A 19,622-nucleotide genomic window follows, 5' to 3' on the forward strand; every position below is an offset into this window, starting at 1 on the left:
ATGTCCGCCGTTACAGCCGATCTTTCATCGTCGTTCTCCCTGCCGCGCCATGCCGGCACGGTCGCAGTGCTCGGCGTTGCTTATCTCGTCGTGCCGTTCGTCGGCACCAGTTACCTCTTCGAGGCAATCCTGCTGCCGTTTCTTGCGCTCAGCCTTGCCGGGGTTGGTCTCAACCTTTTGACTGGCTATGCGGGTCAGGTCTCGCTTGGTTCGGCCGCATTCATGGCCGTCGGTGCCTTCGCGGCATACAATTTCAATCTGCGTATCGATGCGCTGCCGCTTATTGTTTCGATTGTACTTGCCGGTCTTTCCGCCGCAGCAATCGGCATAGTTTTTGGCCTGCCGAGCCTGCGACTGCGCGGTTTCTACCTCGCCGTTTCGACTCTTGCGGCGCAGTTCTTCGTGCAATGGGCGTTGACGAAATTCAGCTGGTTCTCGAACGAATCCGCATCCGGCGTGATCGATGCGCCAGCACTGTCGCTGGCCGGGATTTCTTTCGAAGGGCCGATCGGGCGTTATCTCTTCGCGCTGACCATTGTCGCCGTCCTCACGTTCCTCGCCTACCGCCTGGTGTCGTCGCAGACCGGCCGCAACTTCATTGCCGTGCGCGACAACGAGACCGCCGCACGCATCATCGGCATTCCGGTGCTTCGCACCAAGCTGCTCGCCTTTGCAATCTCGTCCTTCATCGTCGGGGTTTCCGGGGTAATCTGGGCTTTTGCCTATCTTCGCACGGTGGAGCCGGCCGGCTTCAATCTAGACCGCTCGTTCCAAATACTCTTCATCGTCATCATTGGCGGGCTTGCCTCGATCCGGGGTGCCTTCTTCGGCGCGGCTTTGATCGTCGTCTTTCCGCTCGTCCTCTCGCGGCTTGGCTCTTTGCTATTAGGCGATGTCTTTAATTCCGGAGTGCTCGATATGACGCAGCGCATCGTTCTCGGTGCCTTGATCATACTGTTTCTGATCCTGGAACCTGATGGCCTCGTGTCATTGTGGGATCGCTTGAAGTTACGCGTTACGGCTGCCGTCAGGCGGGCGTGGATTCCTCGAAGCCGGCCCTGACAGGCAAAGGCTTCCAACAAGAAAAGCTTATCAGCAACGAATTCCTGAAACCTACACGGATGGCCGAGCGCCAGCCGACAGACGGAGTGTGTCCAGATATGACCCTTTATACCAAAATAAAAGCGGCAGCCTTTGCTGCCGGCATCAGCCTCACCGCCATCGCCTTCCCGGCCATGGCCGATGAACAGTACTTCCCCCTGCAGAGCTACCGCGTCGGGCCTTATGCAGCCGGTGGCACGGGCTTTTTCGGCGGATTCATCGATTATCTCAATCTCATCAACATCAGGGACGGCGGCATCAACGGCGTCAAGCTGACATGGTCCGAAGCCGAAACCCAGTACGAAGTTGAGCGAGGGGTCGAGGCTTATGAACGCCTGAAGAGCAACCCCGGCGTTGCGGCCTGGAACCCGCTGTCGGTCGGCATAGCCTATGCCATGATCGACCGCATCACCCAGGACAAGGTGCCGCTCATTACCATCAACCACGGCCGCACGGATTCGACCGATGGCCGTATTTTTCCCTATGTTTTCCCGCTGCTGCTCAATCCCTACAGCGAAACCTCCGGCATCGTGAACTACATTGCATCCAAGGAAGGCGGGGTTGGAGGACTGAAGGGCAAGAAGATCGTCGTGCTCTACCACGGCTCTCCCTATGGCAAGGAAACGATCCCGATCTATGACCTGCTGGCCAAGAAGTATGGCTTCGACCTCCAGCAGATCGAAGTCCCGCATCCGGGCAACGAGCAGCAGTCGCAGTGGCTGACGATCCGCCGTGCCAAGCCGGATTATGTCGTGCTGCGCGGCTGGGGCGTCATGAACCCCGTGGCGTTGAAGACGGCGGCGAAGACCGGTTTCCCGGTGGATCACATCATCGGCAATGTCTGGTCCAACTCGGAAGAGGACGTTATTCCCGCCGGCGACGCTGCCAAAGGCTATACCGCCATCACCACCCAGGCATCCGGTGCCGAATATCCGGTGGTCAAGGAAATCGTGAAAACCGTCTATGACGCGGGCAAGGGCAACCTTGATGACAAGAGCCGCATCGGCTCCGTCTATCACAATCTCGGTATCGTCAACGGTATTCTTAATGTCGAGGCGGTGCGGATCGCCCAGGAGAAATTCGGCAAGCGCACCCTGACCGGCGACGAAGTTCGCTGGGGCTTCGAGCATCTGCAGCTTGATCCAGCCCGTGTCGAGGCATTGGGCGCCAAGGATCTCTTCCACTCGATCAATGTCACCTGGGATAACCATGAGGGTAACGGCTACGTGACGTTCCAGCAGTGGGACGGCAAGAAGTGGAACGTGGTTTCCGATTGGATCGCACCGGACTGGGCCCTGCTGCGCCCGATCATCGAGAAGTCGTCGGAGGCCTATGCGGCTGAAAAGGGCATCAAGCTTCGCACGTCGGAAGATGCGAATTCCGTGACGAACTGATGTTTGCGTGGTCGGGCAAGGGTCTCCCCGTGTCCGGCCACAATATCCCGAAAAGCGCCAAGGAGATCGTGATGACCGATGGGAACAGGCTGCTTGCCGTGGAGGGGCTCCACGCAACCTACAATCATGCCATCACTGCGTTGCATGGGGTCACTTTTTCGCTCGGACGGGGGGAGATCCTTGCCGTTCTCGGTGCGAACGGAGCTGGCAAGACGACGACGCTGAAGGCGGTTTCCAACCTCCTTCCGGCCGAACGGGGGCAGGTGCTCGCCGGTCATGTCCTGTTTGACGGTCGTGATGTCACGCGCGAAACCCCGGCAAGCCTTGTCCGTCTCGGTCTCGTGCAGGTGCTCGAAGGTCGCCATTGCTTCAAGACACTGACGGTCGAGGAAAACCTGGTCTCCGGCGGCCTTGGCCGATCCGCCACGCGCACTGAAATCGCGACCGACCTTGAGAAAATTTACACGCATTTCCCAAGACTTAAGGAAAAGCGCCGGGTGCTTTCCGGCCTCACTTCGGGCGGCGAGCAGCAGATGACGGCCATCGGCCGGGCACTGATGTCGCGGCCACGGCTGCTTGTCCTCGACGAACCGTCAATGGGGCTGGCGCCTCTCATCGTGCAGGATATTTTCCGCACGCTGAAGCGCCTTAATCGCGAAGAAAGGCTTTCGATCCTGGTCGCTGAACAAAACTCAGCAGTCGCGCTGACCTATGCCGACCGGGCCATCATTCTGGAAAACGGCGTGAGCGTGCTGTCAGGCACGGCCGCCGAACTCAAGGCGCGCGATGACGTGAAAGCCTTCTATCTGGGCCAGAAGCCAGCCGTGCTCGTCACGCATATTCACTGAAAATCAAAGGAAAGAGGAGACATGGCATGACCATTTCCAACGTGAAGACGAAAGATGCGGCTCAAGGCGTTCCCGCCGTGCCGCGGCCGAGTGAGCCGGCACACATCATCAAGAGCGATGCCGAAGCGATCGAAGTCGCGAAGAAACTCGCCGCCGAAATTGCCCCCGGCGCAGCCATTCGCGATCGCGATCGCATCTGGCCGGTAAAGGAACTCGATGCCTTCTCGCAAAGCGGGCTCTGGTCGATTAACGTGCCGAAGAAGTTCGGCGGTCCTGAAGTCTCCTATGCGACGCTCGCCAAGGTGATCGAGATCGTCTCCGCGGCCGATTCCTCGATTGGCCAGATCGCGCAGAACCATCTCGGCGTCGTTGCCGCGATCCGGACGGTGTCTGATGAGGCTCAGCAGACGCTGCTTTTCGCAGAAGTGCTGCGCGGCACACGCTTCGGCAATGCCTTCTCCGAATTCGGTTCCAAGCGGGCAGCGGACTTCGAAACGAAGTTCGTCGATGCGGGCGACCATGTGATCGTCAACGGCCAGAAATTCTACTCCTCCGGCGCACTTCTCGCCCATCTCGTGCCCATCGTTGCGCTCGATGATGAAGGCCGCGCCTGGTATGCAATTGCCGAGCGGGATGCACCCGGATTGACCGTCATCGACGACTGGTCATCCTTCGGGCAGCGCACGACGCTGTCCGGTACGGTGATCCTGAACAATGTCAAAGTGCCGAAAACCCATCTGGTTCCCGGCTACAAGGGTTATGCGGAACCCACTGCGGATGGTGCGATTTTCCAGATTATCCAGGTCGCGGTGGATACGGGTATAGCGCAGGCGGCAATCGATGAAACCATCTCCTTCGTGCGCACCAAGAGCCGTGCATGGGTGGATAGCGGCGTAGATCATGCCTGGGATGACCCCTACACGATCCAGGCTGTCGGCGATCTGACGCTGCGACTGCATGCGGCCCAGGCGCTGCTTGAAAAAGCCGGTTATGCCATCGATCGCGCCATCCGTAACCCGAATGCTGACACGGTCGCCGAAGCACAGATCGTGACGGCCGAGGCGAAAATTCTCTCGACAGAGATAGCCATTGCGGCGACCAACAAGCTGTTCGAACTTGCAGGCACCCGCTCCACGCTTGCAGAGCATCACCTCGATCGCCATTGGCGCAATGCCCGTACCCACACGCTGCACGATCCGGTCCGGTGGAAATATTCCATCCTCGGCAAGTACTTCCTCAATGGCGAGAAGCCGCCACTTCACGCCTGGAGCTGAGAAAACTCTGGAGGCCGGGGCGCGCAAGGCGCCCCGGTTGGCAATTGATCTTGCTACATCCACCAGCAGTAATGAGATATAGTGACGTGATGAGACGGTGCCCCTCAAGCGCGTTTCCAATCAAGCGCCCCGTAACGAGGAGCTTTGCCGGAAACCTCGGGAACATAGAATAGTGGTGACGATGAGCCTTAAGCACAGGAAGCGGAAAACGCTTTTTAGGGCCTTCCAATCGTGCAGGGCACAGATCTCCTTGGGGAGAACGTAGAGGCAATGAATTCTCTTGTTCCCATAACTTCTGCCCGCCTGACCGTGGCAGTTGTCGGCGGTGGCTTCACCGGCGCGGCAATGGCAATGCATCTGGTAGCGGGTATCGGATACCCGACTGATACATCCGTTGTCGTCATCGAACCTCGATCGGAGTTGGGCCGTGGCTTGGCCTATAGCGCAACCGATCCGGCGCATCGGGTCAACGTTCCCGCTGCAAGAATGACGTTGTTTCCGGATATTCCCGATGATTTCGAGCGTTATGTTGGCGGTATTCCGACCCGTGACGATGCCGAGCTCATAGGACACGATGGCTTGCCTTATCCCAAGCGTTCTGTCTTCGGCGAATACGTCTCGGCACGGATTCAACCGTTTTTGGATGACGGCCGTATCAGACACTGGCGGACCAAAGCGATCTCGGTGTCACAAAAAGGAAACCGCTATGAGATTGCGGGGTCTGACGGTACAGCGCTCATTGCGGATATAGTCGTGCTGGCCGTCAGCCATCCACCACCTTCTTTGCCTCGGGTACTTCAGCCCTTCAAAGATGATCCTAAGCTGATTGCGGATGTCACCGTGACCGATGCGATCGACGCCGTCGAGACTGGAGATCGTGTTCTCATCGTCGGAAATGGCTTGACCTCCGCCGATGTGGTTGCCTCGCTCAAGAGACGGGGCCATGTCGGCCAGATAACGTCGTTCTCTCGCAGGGGCTTGCGGTCTCGCGGCCATGGCCCCGTCGGGCAGGAGCCTTTCGGCGATTTCCTGTCTGAACCGTTCACCTCTGCAAGCAAGTTGCTCCATAAGGTTCGCCAAACGCTGCGAGAAGCAGAGGAACGGGGAATGACGTGGCATAGCGTCGCGGATGCGCTGAGGGCGCAGGGGAGGGACATATGGGGAAATCTGCCTGTCATTGAGAGACGGCGCGTTGCCCGACACTTGCGGCCGGTCTGGGATGTGCATCGCTTTCGCATCGCGCCGCAAGTCGAGGCTGCTGTGGAGCAGGCGATCGCGAGCGGCCAAATGGATGTCCGGGCTGCCTCGCTTTCTTCCGTGACACGGATAGACGCCGGCTACAGGGTGACGTTGCGACCCCAGCGCGCCAAGTCTCTCGAAACGCTTGACGTCGATGCGATCGTCGTCACCACGGGCCCGGCGCATGGCGGCATTCTTCAAAGCCAAGCCATGCTTCGAGAACTTGAGCAGGCGGGCCTGTTGCAACCCTGCCCGACCGGGCTTGGCATCTTGGTTGATGCCAAGTCTAATCCCGTATCGACTTCAGGCGAAAGCACGCCTTCACTGTTTATTGCCGGGCCGCTTGCACGCGGCACTTTCGGAGAACTGATGGGGCTGCCGCAGGTTACCGAGCATGCAATCTTCGTCGCGCAGCGTATTCGCGACCTGATCGATGAATGTAGGATTTCGCATCGCACGGGCCAGGCGGTGGAAGGCTGACGGCCCGCTGTTTCTTGAATACATTTCTTCCACTCTTTGAGAAAGCATTGGGACGATAATTCCATCAAATTCGCCACGCTTTGCGGGGCCCTCAGGACGGTATACGGTGAAAGCATGCAAACGAGCTCCTGGCTCAGGGGGAGCTCGCCCCCTGCTGCCAGCGCGCTGCCTTAGGGGAGATGAGACCATGTTCACGCACATCATGATCGGAAGTAATGATCTGGAGCGGTCAAGAAACTTCTACGACGCCACGTTCGCTGCATTGGGCGGCAGGCCGGGCGAGATGGATGCGAGAGGCAGACTGATTTATGTCCACGAAGGCGGACGGCTGATGATCACGAAACCGATCGACGGCAAGGCGGCGACCGTTGCCAATGGCGGGACAATCGGAATCGCCGCCCTGAGCCGCGAGCATGTTCTGGCGTGGCACGACGCCGGTGTTATGCACGGCGGCACATCGATCGAGAGCCCGCCGAATGAGCGCCCGAACGGGGCCTTCGTCGCTTATCTTCGTGATCCGGACGGACATAAACTGAGCGCACGATCTCAGCCGACAAAGTAACGCAGCGCCAATAGCTGCTGGTATTCTCACAGCTGTTGTGGGTTGGTCTTTCTGCATAACTTTTGCAGCCGGATCCACCACATTAATCGCAACATTACGCTCAACATCCACGCATCTTGGAACCTACCATCGGCGGATTAAGACGGGCAAAGCCCTCCTGACGATGATAGGGGAAATGCGGATATGGCGGCGTCAAGACGCTCGCATTGTCCAGGAGAGCAATCTGATCATCGGTGAGATGCCAACCAACCGCTCCGAGGTTCTGCCGGAGCTGCTCTTCGTTTCGCGCTCCCATGATAATGGAAGACACCGTGGGCCGGCCTGTAAGCCAGTTGAGCGCCACTTGCGCAACTGTTTTGTCGACCTGTCTTGCAACGTCTTCAAGGGCATCAACGACGCGGTAGAGATGCTCCTCATCGACAGGAGGACCAAAACTTGCGGTTTCGTGAAGACGACTGCTCTCCGGCAGGGGAGAGCCGCGCCTGATCTTTCCCGTAAGCCGCCCCCAGCCAAGCGGACTCCAGACGAGTGCTCCAAGGCCTTGATCCATACCCAGTGGCATCAGATCCCACTCGTAGTCTCGGCCGAGAAGGGAATAGTAAACCTGATTGGCAATGTAGCGAGGCCATCCGTACGTGTCGGCAACCGCCAGCGACTTCATGATTTCCCATCCCGAAAAGTTCGAAATGCCGACGTAGCGGACCTTTCCCGCCCGAACGAGTGTATCAAGGGTCGACAAGACTTCTTCGGCGGGTGTCCGGGCGTCGTAGGCATGAAGTTGCAGAATGTCTATATAGTCCGTCCGAAGCCGGCGAAGTGCGTCTTCGACCGATCTGATCAAGCGAAACCTGGAGGAACCCGCATCGTTCGGCCCATCTCCCATAGGCAGGCTGGTCTTCGTCGATATCAGCACGGTCTCGCGACGACCTTCCAGCGCTGCACCCAGCACCTCCTCCGATGCACCGTTCGAGTAGACATCTGCAGTATCGAACAGATTAACGCCTGCTTCAACGCAGATATCGATAAGTCGCCTTGCCTCGGAGACATCGGTCGTGCCCCACGCACTGAAAAGGGGACCTGCCCCTCCAAACGTGCCTGCACCAAAGCTCAGGACCGAGACTTTGAGGCCTGATCGGCCAAGAGAACGATATTCCATCTGGTCTTCCTTTCTTGAGAAATGGAAGCGACTTGCGCCACCTGATGGGGAAGAGATAGGAGATCCGGCTTTCGTGATATAGATTGCGGGCGGGAACAACATTTGTGAAATCAGGGACCAGATGGCTCGAGCGGAAGTCAATCGATCCGGAGAAATGGAAGTCTTCGTGCAGGTTGTCGAGCGCGGTGGCTTCTCGTCAGCTGCTCGCAGCGTCGGAATGACACCGTCGGCGGTGAGTAAACTGGTCGCGAGACTGGAGGCGCGGCTGGGTACCCGTCTCATCAATCGCTCGACGCGCGTGTTCAAGTTGACTTCGGAAGGCTGCGTCTTTTTCGAGCGCGCCACGCGTATCCTGGCAGACATCGAAGATGCCGAGCGGATCGCCAGTGCGGGAGAGGTGCCCAGTGGCCGCCTCCGCCTGAGCACCAGCGCCTCCTATGCCACCCATGTCCTCGCCGGCATACTCCCGGAATTCCTGGAGCGATATCCTGAAATTACCGTCGATATCGTACAAAGCGACCTTGTCGTCGATCTGCTTGAGGAGCGAATGGACGTTGCGGTTCGAGCAGGCCCGCTTAAAAGTTCGAGCCTCGTCGCGCGCAGGCTTGGCGATACTGCAATGACGATCGTCGCTGCTCCCTCCTATGTCGACCGGCGTGGCCTGCCCCGGACTATCGAGGAGCTTGAAAGGCATGACAGGCTGGGCCTTGGTTACACCCGCTCGATGGATGGCTGGCCGTTAATATCGGCAGGCGCGACGATTTTTGCCCCAGTCGTCGCCCGTGTCCAGGCCAATGACGGCGAGGCGCTGCGCCAGCTGGTACTCGCTGGAAATGGAATTGCCCGCCTCGCCAACTTCACGATGCGCGATGATTTGAGGGCCGGCCGACTGGTGCCGGTGCTCGACGAGTATAATCCTGGGGACCGGGAGGAGTTTCATGCCATTCATATAGGGCAGGGTGGCCCGCTGCCTTCCAGAGTGCGCGCTCTTCTTGATTTCCTGGCCAAACAAGGCAAAGTTACATAGCAGAGAAACCCGCCTATCGGGGAGGATACCCTCGCAGAAACGCGAGTCGACGTCTCGCGTTAGGTTTCAAGCACCGGCATGTTTGTCCCGCGCCATTGAGCTAAAATGAACTTGATCTGCTCGTAGAGCGCAAAAAATCAGATCTAAAGCGCGTCAAATCCAAAGGAAAAATCCTGGCCGTCCCGCTCCCTTATGCGGCAAAAGCCAAAGATCTTTTCATGTAAACGAGCAGTCGTGACAAGACATAACTCCTTGCGATCCTGCGTAAAATAGAACGCCTCGTCCCTGCCAACGAGGCCGTCTGTGTTGCGGCGTCAAAACGGACTGGCGCTGACGCTATGCAGATTTCAGCCCCACCAGAACCCGATGATCTGTCGCCAATTCCCAATGCCTTCAAATAAGAAATCGCGCACTTTAAAAACAGGCTTGATTGTTTGTAAGTTTAATGCAGATTTGAGTTATGCCCGGAATGCGGCAGCAAAAACAAATGCACAAAAAGTAGTCGGAACGACACGAGGGAACTGATGGTAACTGGGAAGGAGCTGCAGCAGCCGGCTCGGCGTAAACGCACGCAAAGTGAGCGGTCTGAGGATACGCGGAAGGCCATTTTCGATGCGACGATTAACCTCCTGTACAAAACGGGTTTCAACAAGACGTCCACTCCCGAAATTGCCCGCAGGGCGGGTGTGTCTCGCGGCGCGCTGACCCATCATTTTAGCAGCAAGGAAGACCTTGTCATCGGCGCTGTTGCCGATGACCTGACCAGCGTCAATAGGCGGCTGGCAGACTTTGCTGAGGCGTTCGGATCCGGTAGCGGCTCGACCGACGAGATCGTCGATTATCTCTGGAAGACGATGTTCGACAGACTGTTCTATGTCACGCTCGAATACCTTCCGGAAGCGCGCCACAATACCGGTTTTCGCAACGGACTCATTCCGGTCGTGCAGGAGTTCCATGACAGGCTGGACGATATCTGGACGGCGCTTGCGACTTATCGCAACGTCGATCCGGCCAGCGTGCGCATCGTCATGAACGCAACCATGTGCCTGATCCGCGGCATGATTGCCCAGACGGTGCTGCGACCAGCGGACCCGACCTATTACGAAAACCTTCTGACGTTCTGGAAACAACAGGTGAGGGCTTATTTTGCAACGCTTGCCGATGATGCGGAGCGCCAGCCATGAAGCCTCTTCTTCAGGTAAAAAATCTCGAGCGCGCTTTTTACGGAGTGCGGGTTCTGAACGGCGTCGACATCGAGGTGATCGACGGGTCGATTACCGGGCTGATCGGGCCGAATGGTGCCGGGAAATCGACGTTTTTTAATTGCATTTCAGGTCTCTACATGCCTGACAGCGGCTCCGTGAGCTTTGCAGGCGTCGACATAACCCGCCTCAGCCCGCAGGAAAGAGTATCGACGGGCCTGGTGCGCACTTTTCAGCTTGCCCGTGGTTTTCCCAAACTCAGCGTTTTCCAGCACCTGATGCTTTATGGTCAGGATCATCCGGGCGAAGGCCTGTTTGCCAGCATCACCGGCAGCGCGGCCGGCAAGCGGCGCGAGGAGCAGCTTGCCGAGGAAGCCATCTCGATTGCCCGCCGGTTGCGCCTCACCCACGTTCTGGACAATCCGGTCACTGCCCTGTCGGGCGGGCAGAAAAAACTGGTGGAAATAGGCCGTGCGCTGATGGCGAAGCCCCGGCTCGTGCTGCTTGACGAGCCGATGGCGGGCGTCAACCCGACGTTGACGGCGGAGATTGCCGATCACTTGCGCAGCCTCAATGCCGAGGGTGTCACAATCTGCCTCATCGAACATGACATGAAGCTGATTGGCAGCCTTTGCGACCCGGTCATCGTCATGGCGGAAGGGCGCAAATTGACCGAGGGCAGTTTCGATACCGTCGTCGCCGACGAGCGGGTTCAGGAAGCATATCTGGGCGGAAGGCATTGACGATGTTGAAGGCAGAAGGCCTGGTGGCCGGTTACGGGGCCGCCGAGGAAATTCTCAAAGGCGCATCGGTCGAGGTGCATGCGGGCGAGATCGTTACAATCATCGGCCCCAACGGCGCGGGGAAATCAACCCTGCTAAAGGCGATCGCCGGGCTGGTTCCGCTGAAAGGCGGCAGCGTGGTGATGAATGGTGCGGATTTGACCAGAAAAGATGCGTTGGGCAGATCGAAAGCCGGCCTCGCCTTTGTGATGCAGGAAAAAAACGTCTTTGGTACCATGTCGGTGGCGGAAAATCTCGAGATCGCCAGCTTCGGTAATCCTTCCGGCATGTCGCAAAGGCGCGAGAGTGTCTATGGTCGTTATCCCATCCTTGCTGACAAGCGCAAAGCGCTTGCGCGTACACTGTCCGGTGGCCAGCGGCAATTGCTGGCAATGGGAATGGGCCTGATGACCGAGCCGAAGCTTTTGCTGCTGGACGAGCCGACGGCCGGGCTTTCCCCGAAGGCGGCTGAAGAGCTGTTTCACGCTATCATCGAACTGAACCAGTCCGGCCTGCCCGTGCTGATGGTCGAGCAGCACGCTCTTGAGGCGCTCGAAATATCCACACGCGGCTACGTCATCGTCACCGGTCGCAACGCCGCCACCGGCGGCGGCCCGGAACTCGCCGCCGACCCCGAAATCCGTCGCCTGTTTCTGGGTGGCTGACATCGAATTGCCTGACATTCATTATTAAAAAAAAGGGAACAACGCATGAGCAGCTTTAAAATCAATCGTCGTGGTTTCATGGGCAGCGTCGCTGGTCTGGCCGCAACCGGCCTGTTGCCGCAGGGCGTTCTGGCGCAGACAGGCCCGATCCGGCTTGGCGCGCTGACGCCGTTGACCGGTTCCGGCGGTCCATACGGCCCGGTCATGGTCAAGGCCATCCAGGCTGTTGCCGCCGAGGTCAACAATGCAGGCGGTGTCCTCGGTCGTCAGATCGAAATCATTTCCGAAGACGACCAGACCAACCCCGAGGCGGGGGTGCGCGCCGCCCGCAAACTGGTGGATGTCGACAAGGTTTCGGCGATCCTCGGCACATGGGCATCCTCCGTCACCACAGCCGTTGCGCCGATCTGCTGGGAATCCGGTACATTGCTTGCCACCGTATCGGGTGCCGACGCCATCACCGCGCTGCCGCACCAGGGTTACATCATCCGCACCCAGCCGACGACCATTCTTCAGGGCCGCAAATTCGGCGAATTCGCCGTCGAACAGGGCGTGAAGAAGCTATTCTTCTTCTCGCCACAGACGCCGTTTGCCGAAAGCCAGTTTACCAACATAACCGCCGCCGTGACAGCAGCGGGCGGTGAAACCAAATCGATGATCTATGACGACAAGAAGCCCTCCTATCGCAGTGAGGTCGACGAGATGCTCGCCTATGAGCCTGACGTCATCGTGCTTGGCGGTTACGCAGCCGATACAACCGTTCTGCTGAAGGACATCTACCGCTCCGGCTACGAAGGCAAAAAAATCGCCTTCGCCTATTCGGTGAACCAGAAGCTGATCGACAGTGTCCCGGCGGAAATAGTGGAAGGCATCTACACAATTGCGCCTTCACCCGCGCAGTCGTCCACCGCTTACAAGCGGCTTGTGTCGCTGATCGGCGTCGAAAATCCCGATCCCTACACAACGCAGGTCTATGACCAGACCAATCTCGTCATCATGGCGATGGCGAAGGCTGGTGCAGCGGATGGAAAATCCATTCGCGACGCCATCCGTTCGGTCTCCCAGGGCAAGGACGGCGAAGTCGTGGATAACGCGCTCGATGGCCTAAAGCTGATCGCCGCCGGCAAGGCCGTCAATTACGAGGGCGCCTCCGGCCCCTGTGACTTTACCGACACCGGCGACATTTCCGACAGCCAGTTCCGCTACGAACAGGTGGAAGACGGCAAGCTCAAGCTGCTGAAAATCGCGTGAGGCATTGATGACAACCCTCGCTCAGGCGATACTCAACGGGATGATGACGGGAATGCTCATCGCTATTCCCGCCCTTGGCCTCACGGCGATCTTTGCCGTGCTGCGTTATGTCAACTTTGCCATAGGGGCCTATGCCACGGTTGGCGCCTTTGCAGCCTGGTATGTCAATACCAGGCTGGGGCTTGGTGTGTTTCCGTCGGCGCTCGTCGCCTTCGTGGCGGGCGGGATCGTCGGTCTCGTGGCAGAGCAGACGGCGCTCGCAAGGCTTCGGCCATCGGGCGCCCTGGCCGTGGCCATCGCCTCTATTGCCGTCAATCTCATTCTCGAAAATGTCATCCGCTTCATTTTCGGCAATGATCTTCAGGGCTTCGATCTGCCTGTCGCACGCGACTGGCGTTTTTCCGGCCTGCGCCTCGGCCCGCAGCAGCTGCAGACGGCGGCGATCGCCATTGCCATCATGGCGGCGGTGTTTCTCTTCCTGCGGTTCACACGCTTCGGCAAAGCCATGCGGGCAGTGGCAGATAATCCCGATCTCGGCAGATTGCTGGGCATGGATCCCTCGCGCATCGCCATGATCACCGTTGCTCTCGGTGCAGGGCTGGCGGGCGTTGGCGGTGTGCTGCTCGGCCTCGATACGGCCATCGATCCGATGACCGGCTCGCGCCTGCTCTTGTCCATCTTCGCCGCCGCCGTGCTGGGCGGGCTCGGCTCGATCCCCGGCGCCGTCGTCGGCGCGGTGATGATCGGCATCGGCGAGGAACTGGCCGTTCTCGTGCTGCCCGCCACCTATCGTTCCGCCGTCGGTTTCGCGACAATCCTGCTTATCCTGTCGCTGCGGCCTGCGGGAATACTGGGTGAAAGGAACACCTGATGCTGTCATATCTGCTTTTCACGCTCACGCTCGGCGGCATTTACGGTCTGCTGGCGCTCAGCCTCAATCTCATCTGGGGTGGCGTGGGCATGGTCAATCTGGGGCTTGCCGGCTTTTTCGCCGTGGGTGCCTATGTTTCGGCACTGGTGGCGATAGCGGGGGTTCCGCTACCGCTGGCAATGCTGCTCGCCTGCGTCATCGGCGCGCTGGCAGGCGTCATCGCCACCTTTGCAACCATTCGCCTGCGCGGAGACTACCTCGCCATCGTCACGCTCGGCTTTGCGGAAGTGGTGCGCATGGTCGCGCTGAACGAACGCTGGCTTACCCGCGGTTCCGACGGCATTTCCGGCATTCCGGCACCCTTCCGGGCCGAACTCGGCATAGACGGTTTCAACCTGTTCTATCTCGCGCTCGTCAGCGTCATCGTTCTCATCGTCTTCTTCGCCATGCGACGCATCGATGGATCGCCCTTCGGGCGTGTTCTCAAAGCTATTCGCGAGGACCAGGAACTGGCGACATTCGCGGGCAAATATGTGACCCGCTTCAAGATCCAGACCTTCGCGCTTTCCGCGGCGATCGCCGGACTTGCGGGCGCACTCTACGGACATTTCCAGACTTATATCTCGCCCGACCACTTCCAGCCGCTGATTACCATTTACATCTTTCTGGCTGTCACCGCAGGCGGTGTCGGCCGGCCGCTCGGCGCGCTGGCCGGCGCTTACCTCGTCGTATTCTTCCTTGAGGCGACACGCTTCCTTGGAGAAATCTTTCCCGGCCTCCAGCCTGGACAAGTCGCCGCGGTGCGCGAAATTCTCGTCGGACTGGCGCTTCTGGGCGTGCTGCATCTTCGCCCGCAGGGTCTTTTGCCCGAACGTATCGCCCCCGCACCCAAAACGGAGACATCACCTTGACCGACCTTCTCGCGGCTCTTTCAAGCCCCGGACAGCCGCAAACGCTGTATAGGGCGCTGGAAAAACACCTCTCGGAAACCATCGGCTTTGGCCTCTTCACTCTCCTCTACCGGGACGGTCAGGAGGTCGCCCGTGTTTATTCGACCAACGAAGAGGCTTACCCCGTCTTCGGCCGCAAACAGATGGGGCCAACGCCTTGGGGTGAAAAGGTAATAGATCGCCAGGAGGCATTTCTGGGTCCCGACAGAGAAGCCATCATCTGGGCCTTTTACGATCACGACCTGATTTTCAGCCTCGGACTTGGCGCGGTCATCAATATTCCCGTCGTTTACGATGGCGAGACAATCGGCACCATGAACCTGCTCGACAAAAGCGGCGCTTACACGCAGGAGCATCTGCGCCAGGCGCAGGCCGTGGCGCCGCTTCTCATCCCCGCCTATCTGGAAGCGCGTCGTCGCTGATACTTTCCCAGGAATGAACCTATGACTGCTATTATTTTCGAAAATGCCCGCATCGTCGATGGCACCGCCGACCGCCCGTCCGAACCCGTTCAGGTTCTAGTTGAGGGCGGTTCCATCCGCGAGGTGGAAAAGAACATTGCCTCTGCCTCGGCGCAGCGCATCGACCTTTCAGGCAAGACGCTGATGCCAGGCCTGATCGATGCTCACGTTCACGTCGTTGCCTCAACCGCCGATCTCGGCCAGAATGGTATGCTGCCAGATGCGCTGGTGACGGTGCGCGCCTTCAAAATCATGGGCGAGATGCTGGCGCGAGGGTTTACTACCGTTCGCGATGTTGGCGGTGCAACCTCCGGTCTCGTGGCCGCAACCCTTGAGGCCGCATGGCCCACACCACGCCTGAACATTTCCGGCAAGGCGCTGGCCCAGACGGGCGGCCACTGTGATTATCGCGGTCCCTATAATGACGACCAGACGCGCACACGCGGCTTTGCGCTCGGTGCGTTGGGCCGCATCTGTGACGGCGTGCCGGACGTGCGAAAAGCGGCGCGCGAAGAACTGAAGAGCGGCGCGAACTTCATCAAGATCATGGCCAATGGCGGCGTATCTTCGCCCACGGATCCCATTCATTTCCTCGGTTTATCCCGTGAAGAAATCCTTGCCGTCGTTGAGGAAGCTGAAAATGCCGGAACCTATGTTTCGGCCCATCTTTATACTGACCAGGCCATTCGCCGCGCGGTGGAGTGCGGTGTTCACTCGCTCGAACATTGCAACCTCATCGGCAGCGAAACGGCAAAATTTGCCGCCGAAAAAGGTGCTTTCGCCGTCCCGACGCTTGTTACCTATGACAAATTGTCCAGCGAAGGCGCCGCCATGGGGCTGCCTGCCGCCTCCATCGCAAAGGTAGATGACGTGCGTCTGGCAGGCATGGAATCGCTGACCATCATGCGTGAGGCCGGGCTGCAAATGGCCTATGGCAGCGATCTGCTTGGCGGCATGCATGTTTATCAGTCGGAAGAATTCGTTATTCGCGGGCGTGTCCTGCCAGCAGTAGAGGTTATCGCATCGGCAACGCATATCGCAGCCCGCCTGTTGCGCATGGAAGGCAAAATCGGCGCAGTTTCGCCGGGGGCTTATGCCGACCTGATTGTGGTCGACGGCAACCCTCTCGAGGATCTCACATTGCTGACCCATCAGGGCGCATATATGCCAATGATCATGAAGGCTGGTGTCTTCATCAAGCGCTGATTGCCTGTTGCCGACTTCAGCTGACATTCTGTACGCCCGACCAAGGCCGGGCGTCTAACAGTCCGGGGTCTTGCGCGCCCGATAAGCCGCGAGGGCTTCGCGTCATTCTGCCGGGCGCTTGCGAGCTCGGCTCGCGATTGCCGCTACGAAATGCGCACTGGCTTCGTCGTCCAGAACCATAACCGCACCTAAGACACGCGCAAAAATCGGCAGGCCGCGTCTTCGACCGCGACGGCTAACAAGGGATCGTGGGGGCGACACCCAGTCGGAAGCAATCTCGTCGGACATTATTTGATGCCGAACCCCAGGCGACGCAATGTCTGGCTCAGTTCCGCGCGACCCTTCAGGGCATCGGTGTCCTTGACGCGCTGTGCAATGGGCGCTGTCCAGCCGTTTTGTGGCAGGCCCTGTTTTTCCTGAAACGTCTTAAGCACCGCGTCATAGGAATCGAGATCATCCCGTGCGCCATCCGAATAGGTTTCATGAAACAGGATGGAAGATTGTGGCAGGCGCGGTTTGACGTCAGTCTTCACGTTCGGGTCGGGATAGCCCACGGTAAGGCCAAAGACAGCAACCGTCTCGGCGGGCAGGTTCAGTTCGCGGGATACGTCTTCCGGTCTGTTGCGAATACCGCCAACGTAGCAGGAACCAAGACCGAGTGAATCGATAGCGGCAACAGCGTTCTGCGCAGCCAGTGCCGCATCGATGGCACCGATTAGGAAGCTTTCCAGGTAATCCAACCCTTCTGCGTTGTTGCCATGGTTTGAAGCGACCGTTCGCAGCCGCTTGAGGTCTATTAGCCAGACGAGGAAAACAGGTGCATCCTTAATATGGGCGTTGCCGCCCGTGAAACCCGCCAGTCGTGCCTTGCGCTCCTTGTCCTGCACCGCCACCACACTCCACGCCTGAAGATTGGATGATGTCGGGGCAGATTGCGCGGCTGCGACCAGAAGTTCCAGGCTGCCCTCCGGCAGAGCCTTCGGCAAATAGGCGCGAGCGGTACGGTGGTTCAGCAAGGCGTCGATCGTATCATTCCAGAAAGGCGGAGAAAAATCGGCCTGCGTTCCGTAACGGGCCTCGACGCGCTGCTGTGGGATTTCCGGTTTGGCGATCGGTCTGGACAGGGTCATCGGGTGAAACTCCATAAAGTTGGGCGCGGGAGGATGGGCTCGAGGTGCGGATTAGAAGAGCTGCGAAATACTCGCCATTTGATATGCCTCGCCAAGGTATCTGCCGAGCAATGTCCTTCTCATTTGCGATTTTTCGATGAAACAACATTTCTGCAGGAGGTCTGAAACGACCGTCGGCAAGATTTATTCGCATTTCACCATGGGTTCCAGAGACGCAACGAAGATCCAGGTCAACGCCGTAATCCAGCGCAAGTTTTGGTGCCCCGTTCCCTATGTATCGGAATAAAATTCCGCAAGTAACGATTTCTTTGGGCGACAGGAAGAATTTTCTTCTTAGTAATGCGCTGCTTTGCCCTGATGCTTTCCCCATCGAAACGACGTTTTCAAACGGGGATTTTCATGACGATAGGACGCCGCCAGTTCAACAAAATGCTCCTTCTGGCAACGGCAGGAACGGCCCTGCCGGGTTCGGTCTTCGCCGCAAGTGGCGATGCGAGCCGGCCCGTCTCCGGCGGCACGCTCAAGCTGCTCTATCGTGTCGATCCCGGCAACGCACTTTTCGCCATCAACACATCGTCAGGCACGGGCCAGGCGATCGGCCCGAAGATCGTTGAAGGTCTACTGACATTCGATTTCGACCTCAATCCGCAGCCCTTGCTGGCAACGGAATGGTCCGTTTCCGACGATCATCTGCGCTATACGTTCAAACTCAGGCCCAACGTGAAATGGCATGACGGCAAAGATTTTACATCGGAAGACGTTGCCTTTTCGATTTTCCGCCTCAAGGAGGCGCATCCGCGAGGCCGCATCACGTACCAGAACGTTCAGGCGGTGGAGACGCCGGATCCCCTCACTGCCATTATCGTTCTGTCCAAACCGGCACCGTTTCTGATTGCTGCGCAATCGAGTTCGGAATCGCCTATCGTGCCGAAGCATATTTTCGAAAAGCTGAAGCCGGCCGATGGCCAGACGCTTCAGACCGCTGTCGGCACCGGCCCGTTCAAACTGACCGAATGGACGCCGGGAAGCCATTTGATCTTCGATCGAAATCCCGATTATTGGGATCCGGGCAAACCTTATCTAGACCGTATCATCCTTCGCATCATCACCGACCCGGCCGCACGCGCCGTGGCGCTGGAAACGGGTGAAGTCGATCTTGGCGACAACCCGGTGCCGCTCGCAGACCTCGAGCGGCTGAAGCAGAACCCCGACCTCGTTCTGGATACGAACACCTATGCCTATGCGGGTCCGCAGCAGCAGCTGTTCTTCAACTACGATAATGAAATCTTCCGCAGGAAAGATGTGCGTCTCGCCATTGCGCAGGCGATCAACCTCGATGAAATCGTCAATGTGGCGCTCTTCGGTTATGCGCAGATATCACCCAGCCCCGTCAGCACGGCCCTTCCCAACTGGTATGATGCATCGGTCAAGGCATATGCCTACGACCCGAAAGAAGCGGAAAGGTTACTCGATGCTGCGGGGTATCCGCGTAAGGAGGACGGCAAGCGTTTTTCCCTGCGGTTGACCTGCAATTCGTATCTGACGCCGGGCTATGCCGATGTTCTTCGCAGCCAGCTCGAAAAGATCGGGATTGCCGTCGAAATCCGCAAATACGACCTGCCGACCTATCTGAAAACTGTCTACACGGACCGTGCCTTCGATCTGGTGGTGGAATCCCTCTCCAACACCTTCGACCCGTCGCTCGGCATACAGCGTGCCTATTGGAGCAAGAATTTCAAGATCGGACTGCCATTTTCCAATGCGGCAAACTACGCCAATCCAGAGGCGGATGCGCTTCTTGAGGCGGCCGCCATCGAACCGGATCCCAAGAAGCGCTGGGTAACCTGGAGCAAGTTCCAGCATCTCATCCATGACGACGTCGCCTCCGTCGATCTCGTAGCGGCGGGAAGCCAGATCGTGGCGCACAAGCGGGTCAGGAACTACGTCACCGGCGCGCAAGGGCTGAACTGGAGTTTCGGGGACCTATGGCTCGATCCGACAGCTTGAAACCAGATGCGAAAAA

At 58.5% G+C, this 19,622-nt stretch carries 18 protein-coding genes; 16 read left to right on the forward strand and 2 right to left on the reverse strand.

From position 1 onward, the window contains the following. From ASD46_RS07750 to ASD46_RS07775, 6 genes are all read left to right on the forward strand, one after another. Nucleotides 1-1,062 (forward strand): branched-chain amino acid ABC transporter permease, encoded by a 1,062-nt coding sequence (locus ASD46_RS07750; protein WP_060641943.1) that lies wholly within the window; start codon nt 1-3, stop codon nt 1,060-1,062. Between the two features lie 98 nt (nt 1,063-1,160). Further along, nucleotides 1,161-2,495 (forward strand): ABC transporter substrate-binding protein, encoded by a 1,335-nt coding sequence (locus ASD46_RS07755; RefSeq protein ID WP_060642077.1) that lies wholly within the window; start codon nt 1,161-1,163, stop codon nt 2,493-2,495. Nucleotides 2,496-2,566: 71 nt separating this feature from the next. Next, nucleotides 2,567-3,343: an ABC transporter ATP-binding protein gene (locus tag ASD46_RS07760; protein ID WP_060642078.1), complete on the forward strand. Its 777-nt coding sequence runs from the start codon at nt 2,567-2,569 to the stop codon at nt 3,341-3,343. Nucleotides 3,344-3,369: 26 nt separating this feature from the next. Then, complete coding sequence (locus ASD46_RS07765; RefSeq protein WP_060641944.1) at nt 3,370-4,617, forward strand: SfnB family sulfur acquisition oxidoreductase; 1,248 nt, start codon at nt 3,370-3,372, stop codon at nt 4,615-4,617. 270 nt (nt 4,618-4,887) lie between these two features. Next, complete coding sequence (locus ASD46_RS07770) at nt 4,888-6,336, forward strand: FAD/NAD(P)-binding protein (RefSeq protein WP_060641945.1); 1,449 nt, start codon at nt 4,888-4,890, stop codon at nt 6,334-6,336. Between the two features lie 187 nt (nt 6,337-6,523). Continuing rightward, nucleotides 6,524-6,898, forward strand: a complete 375-nt coding sequence (locus tag ASD46_RS07775) for a VOC family protein (protein ID WP_019567199.1) — start codon at nt 6,524-6,526, stop codon at nt 6,896-6,898. A 100-nt stretch (nt 6,899-6,998) separates the two neighbouring features. On the opposite strand, the gene ASD46_RS07780 is transcribed toward ASD46_RS07775, so the two are convergent. Next, nucleotides 6,999-8,054, reverse strand: coding sequence for an aldo/keto reductase (locus ASD46_RS07780; RefSeq protein ID WP_060641946.1), 1,056 nt, complete (start codon nt 8,052-8,054; stop codon nt 6,999-7,001). Nucleotides 8,055-8,175: 121 nt separating this feature from the next. Between ASD46_RS07780 and ASD46_RS07785 the strand changes: the two genes are divergently transcribed. The 9 genes from ASD46_RS07785 (at nt 8,176) to ASD46_RS07825 (ending at nt 16,469) form a co-directional block, all read left to right on the forward strand. Further along, nucleotides 8,176-9,081, forward strand: coding sequence for a LysR family transcriptional regulator (locus ASD46_RS07785; RefSeq protein WP_060641947.1), 906 nt, complete (start codon nt 8,176-8,178; stop codon nt 9,079-9,081). Nucleotides 9,082-9,605: 524 nt separating this feature from the next. Continuing rightward, entirely contained in the window at nt 9,606-10,265 is a 660-nt protein-coding gene (locus tag ASD46_RS07790; protein ID WP_060641948.1) for a TetR/AcrR family transcriptional regulator, read from the forward strand. After that, nucleotides 10,262-11,026 (forward strand): ABC transporter ATP-binding protein, encoded by a 765-nt coding sequence (locus ASD46_RS07795; protein ID WP_019567203.1) that lies wholly within the window; start codon nt 10,262-10,264, stop codon nt 11,024-11,026. The genes ASD46_RS07790 and ASD46_RS07795 overlap by 4 nt, the downstream gene beginning before the upstream one ends. 2 nt (nt 11,027-11,028) lie before the next feature. Beyond that, entirely contained in the window at nt 11,029-11,730 is a 702-nt protein-coding gene (locus ASD46_RS07800) for an ABC transporter ATP-binding protein (RefSeq protein ID WP_019567204.1), read from the forward strand. Nucleotides 11,731-11,775: 45 nt separating this feature from the next. Then, the gene (locus ASD46_RS07805; protein WP_060641949.1) at nt 11,776-12,981 is read left to right on the forward strand and encodes an ABC transporter substrate-binding protein; all 1,206 of its coding nucleotides are present in this window, start codon (nt 11,776-11,778) and stop codon (nt 12,979-12,981) included. 7 nt (nt 12,982-12,988) lie between these two features. Further along, complete coding sequence (locus ASD46_RS07810; protein ID WP_019567206.1) at nt 12,989-13,852, forward strand: branched-chain amino acid ABC transporter permease; 864 nt, start codon at nt 12,989-12,991, stop codon at nt 13,850-13,852. Next, on the forward strand, nt 13,852-14,763 hold the full coding sequence (locus ASD46_RS07815) for a branched-chain amino acid ABC transporter permease (protein ID WP_019567207.1): 912 nt from the start codon (nt 13,852-13,854) through the stop codon (nt 14,761-14,763). The genes ASD46_RS07810 and ASD46_RS07815 overlap by 1 nt, the downstream gene beginning before the upstream one ends. Next, complete coding sequence (locus ASD46_RS07820; protein ID WP_003519305.1) at nt 14,760-15,224, forward strand: GAF domain-containing protein; 465 nt, start codon at nt 14,760-14,762, stop codon at nt 15,222-15,224. Before ASD46_RS07815 ends, ASD46_RS07820 begins: the two co-directional genes overlap by 4 nt. Nucleotides 15,225-15,245: 21 nt before the next feature. Further along, nucleotides 15,246-16,469 carry a metal-dependent hydrolase family protein gene (locus ASD46_RS07825; protein WP_060641950.1) on the forward strand — a complete coding sequence of 408 codons (1,224 nt, stop codon included), beginning with the start codon at nt 15,246-15,248 and terminating at the stop codon, nt 16,467-16,469. Nucleotides 16,470-16,756: 287 nt separating this feature from the next. Here ASD46_RS07825 and ASD46_RS07830 read toward each other — a convergent pair whose 3' ends face one another. Continuing rightward, nucleotides 16,757-17,599: an NADPH-dependent oxidoreductase gene (locus tag ASD46_RS07830; RefSeq protein WP_060641951.1), complete on the reverse strand. Its 843-nt coding sequence runs from the start codon at nt 17,597-17,599 to the stop codon at nt 16,757-16,759. A 399-nt stretch (nt 17,600-17,998) separates the two neighbouring features. Between ASD46_RS07830 and ASD46_RS07835 the strand changes: the two genes are divergently transcribed. Continuing rightward, nucleotides 17,999-19,606, forward strand: coding sequence for an ABC transporter substrate-binding protein (locus ASD46_RS07835; RefSeq protein ID WP_060642079.1), 1,608 nt, complete (start codon nt 17,999-18,001; stop codon nt 19,604-19,606). Nucleotides 19,607-19,622: the final 16 nt, after the last annotated feature.

The organism is Rhizobium sp. Root491 (assembly GCF_001427205.1).
GTDB classification, from domain to species: domain Bacteria; phylum Pseudomonadota; class Alphaproteobacteria; order Rhizobiales; family Rhizobiaceae; genus Agrobacterium; species Agrobacterium tumefaciens.

What these genes read in the sequence shown, in the direction of transcription:
- ASD46_RS07775 (WP_019567199.1), top strand. Translation starts at nt 6,524, where the DNA reads ATGTTCACGCACATCATGATCGGAAGTAATGATCTGGAGCGGTCAAGA.
- ASD46_RS07760 (WP_060642078.1), top strand. Translation starts at nt 2,567, where the DNA reads ATGACCGATGGGAACAGGCTGCTTGCCGTGGAGGGGCTCCACGCAACC.
- ASD46_RS07755 (WP_060642077.1), top strand. Translation starts at nt 1,161, where the DNA reads ATGACCCTTTATACCAAAATAAAAGCGGCAGCCTTTGCTGCCGGCATC.
- ASD46_RS07785 (WP_060641947.1), top strand. Translation starts at nt 8,176, where the DNA reads ATGGCTCGAGCGGAAGTCAATCGATCCGGAGAAATGGAAGTCTTCGTG.
- ASD46_RS07835 (WP_060642079.1), top strand. Translation starts at nt 17,999, where the DNA reads ATGACGATAGGACGCCGCCAGTTCAACAAAATGCTCCTTCTGGCAACG.
- ASD46_RS07795 (WP_019567203.1), top strand. Translation starts at nt 10,262, where the DNA reads ATGAAGCCTCTTCTTCAGGTAAAAAATCTCGAGCGCGCTTTTTACGGA.
- ASD46_RS07825 (WP_060641950.1), top strand. Translation starts at nt 15,246, where the DNA reads ATGACTGCTATTATTTTCGAAAATGCCCGCATCGTCGATGGCACCGCC.
- ASD46_RS07790 (WP_060641948.1), top strand. Translation starts at nt 9,606, where the DNA reads ATGGTAACTGGGAAGGAGCTGCAGCAGCCGGCTCGGCGTAAACGCACG.
- ASD46_RS07830 (WP_060641951.1), bottom strand. Translation starts at nt 17,599, where the DNA reads ATGACCCTGTCCAGACCGATCGCCAAACCGGAAATCCCACAGCAGCGC.
- ASD46_RS07805 (WP_060641949.1), top strand. Translation starts at nt 11,776, where the DNA reads ATGAGCAGCTTTAAAATCAATCGTCGTGGTTTCATGGGCAGCGTCGCT.
- ASD46_RS07810 (WP_019567206.1), top strand. Translation starts at nt 12,989, where the DNA reads ATGACAACCCTCGCTCAGGCGATACTCAACGGGATGATGACGGGAATG.
- ASD46_RS07770 (WP_060641945.1), top strand. Translation starts at nt 4,888, where the DNA reads ATGAATTCTCTTGTTCCCATAACTTCTGCCCGCCTGACCGTGGCAGTT.
- ASD46_RS07800 (WP_019567204.1), top strand. Translation starts at nt 11,029, where the DNA reads ATGTTGAAGGCAGAAGGCCTGGTGGCCGGTTACGGGGCCGCCGAGGAA.
- ASD46_RS07780 (WP_060641946.1), bottom strand. Translation starts at nt 8,054, where the DNA reads ATGGAATATCGTTCTCTTGGCCGATCAGGCCTCAAAGTCTCGGTCCTG.
- ASD46_RS07765 (WP_060641944.1), top strand. Translation starts at nt 3,370, where the DNA reads ATGACCATTTCCAACGTGAAGACGAAAGATGCGGCTCAAGGCGTTCCC.
- ASD46_RS07750 (WP_060641943.1), top strand. Translation starts at nt 1, where the DNA reads ATGTCCGCCGTTACAGCCGATCTTTCATCGTCGTTCTCCCTGCCGCGC.
- ASD46_RS07815 (WP_019567207.1), top strand. Translation starts at nt 13,852, where the DNA reads ATGCTGTCATATCTGCTTTTCACGCTCACGCTCGGCGGCATTTACGGT.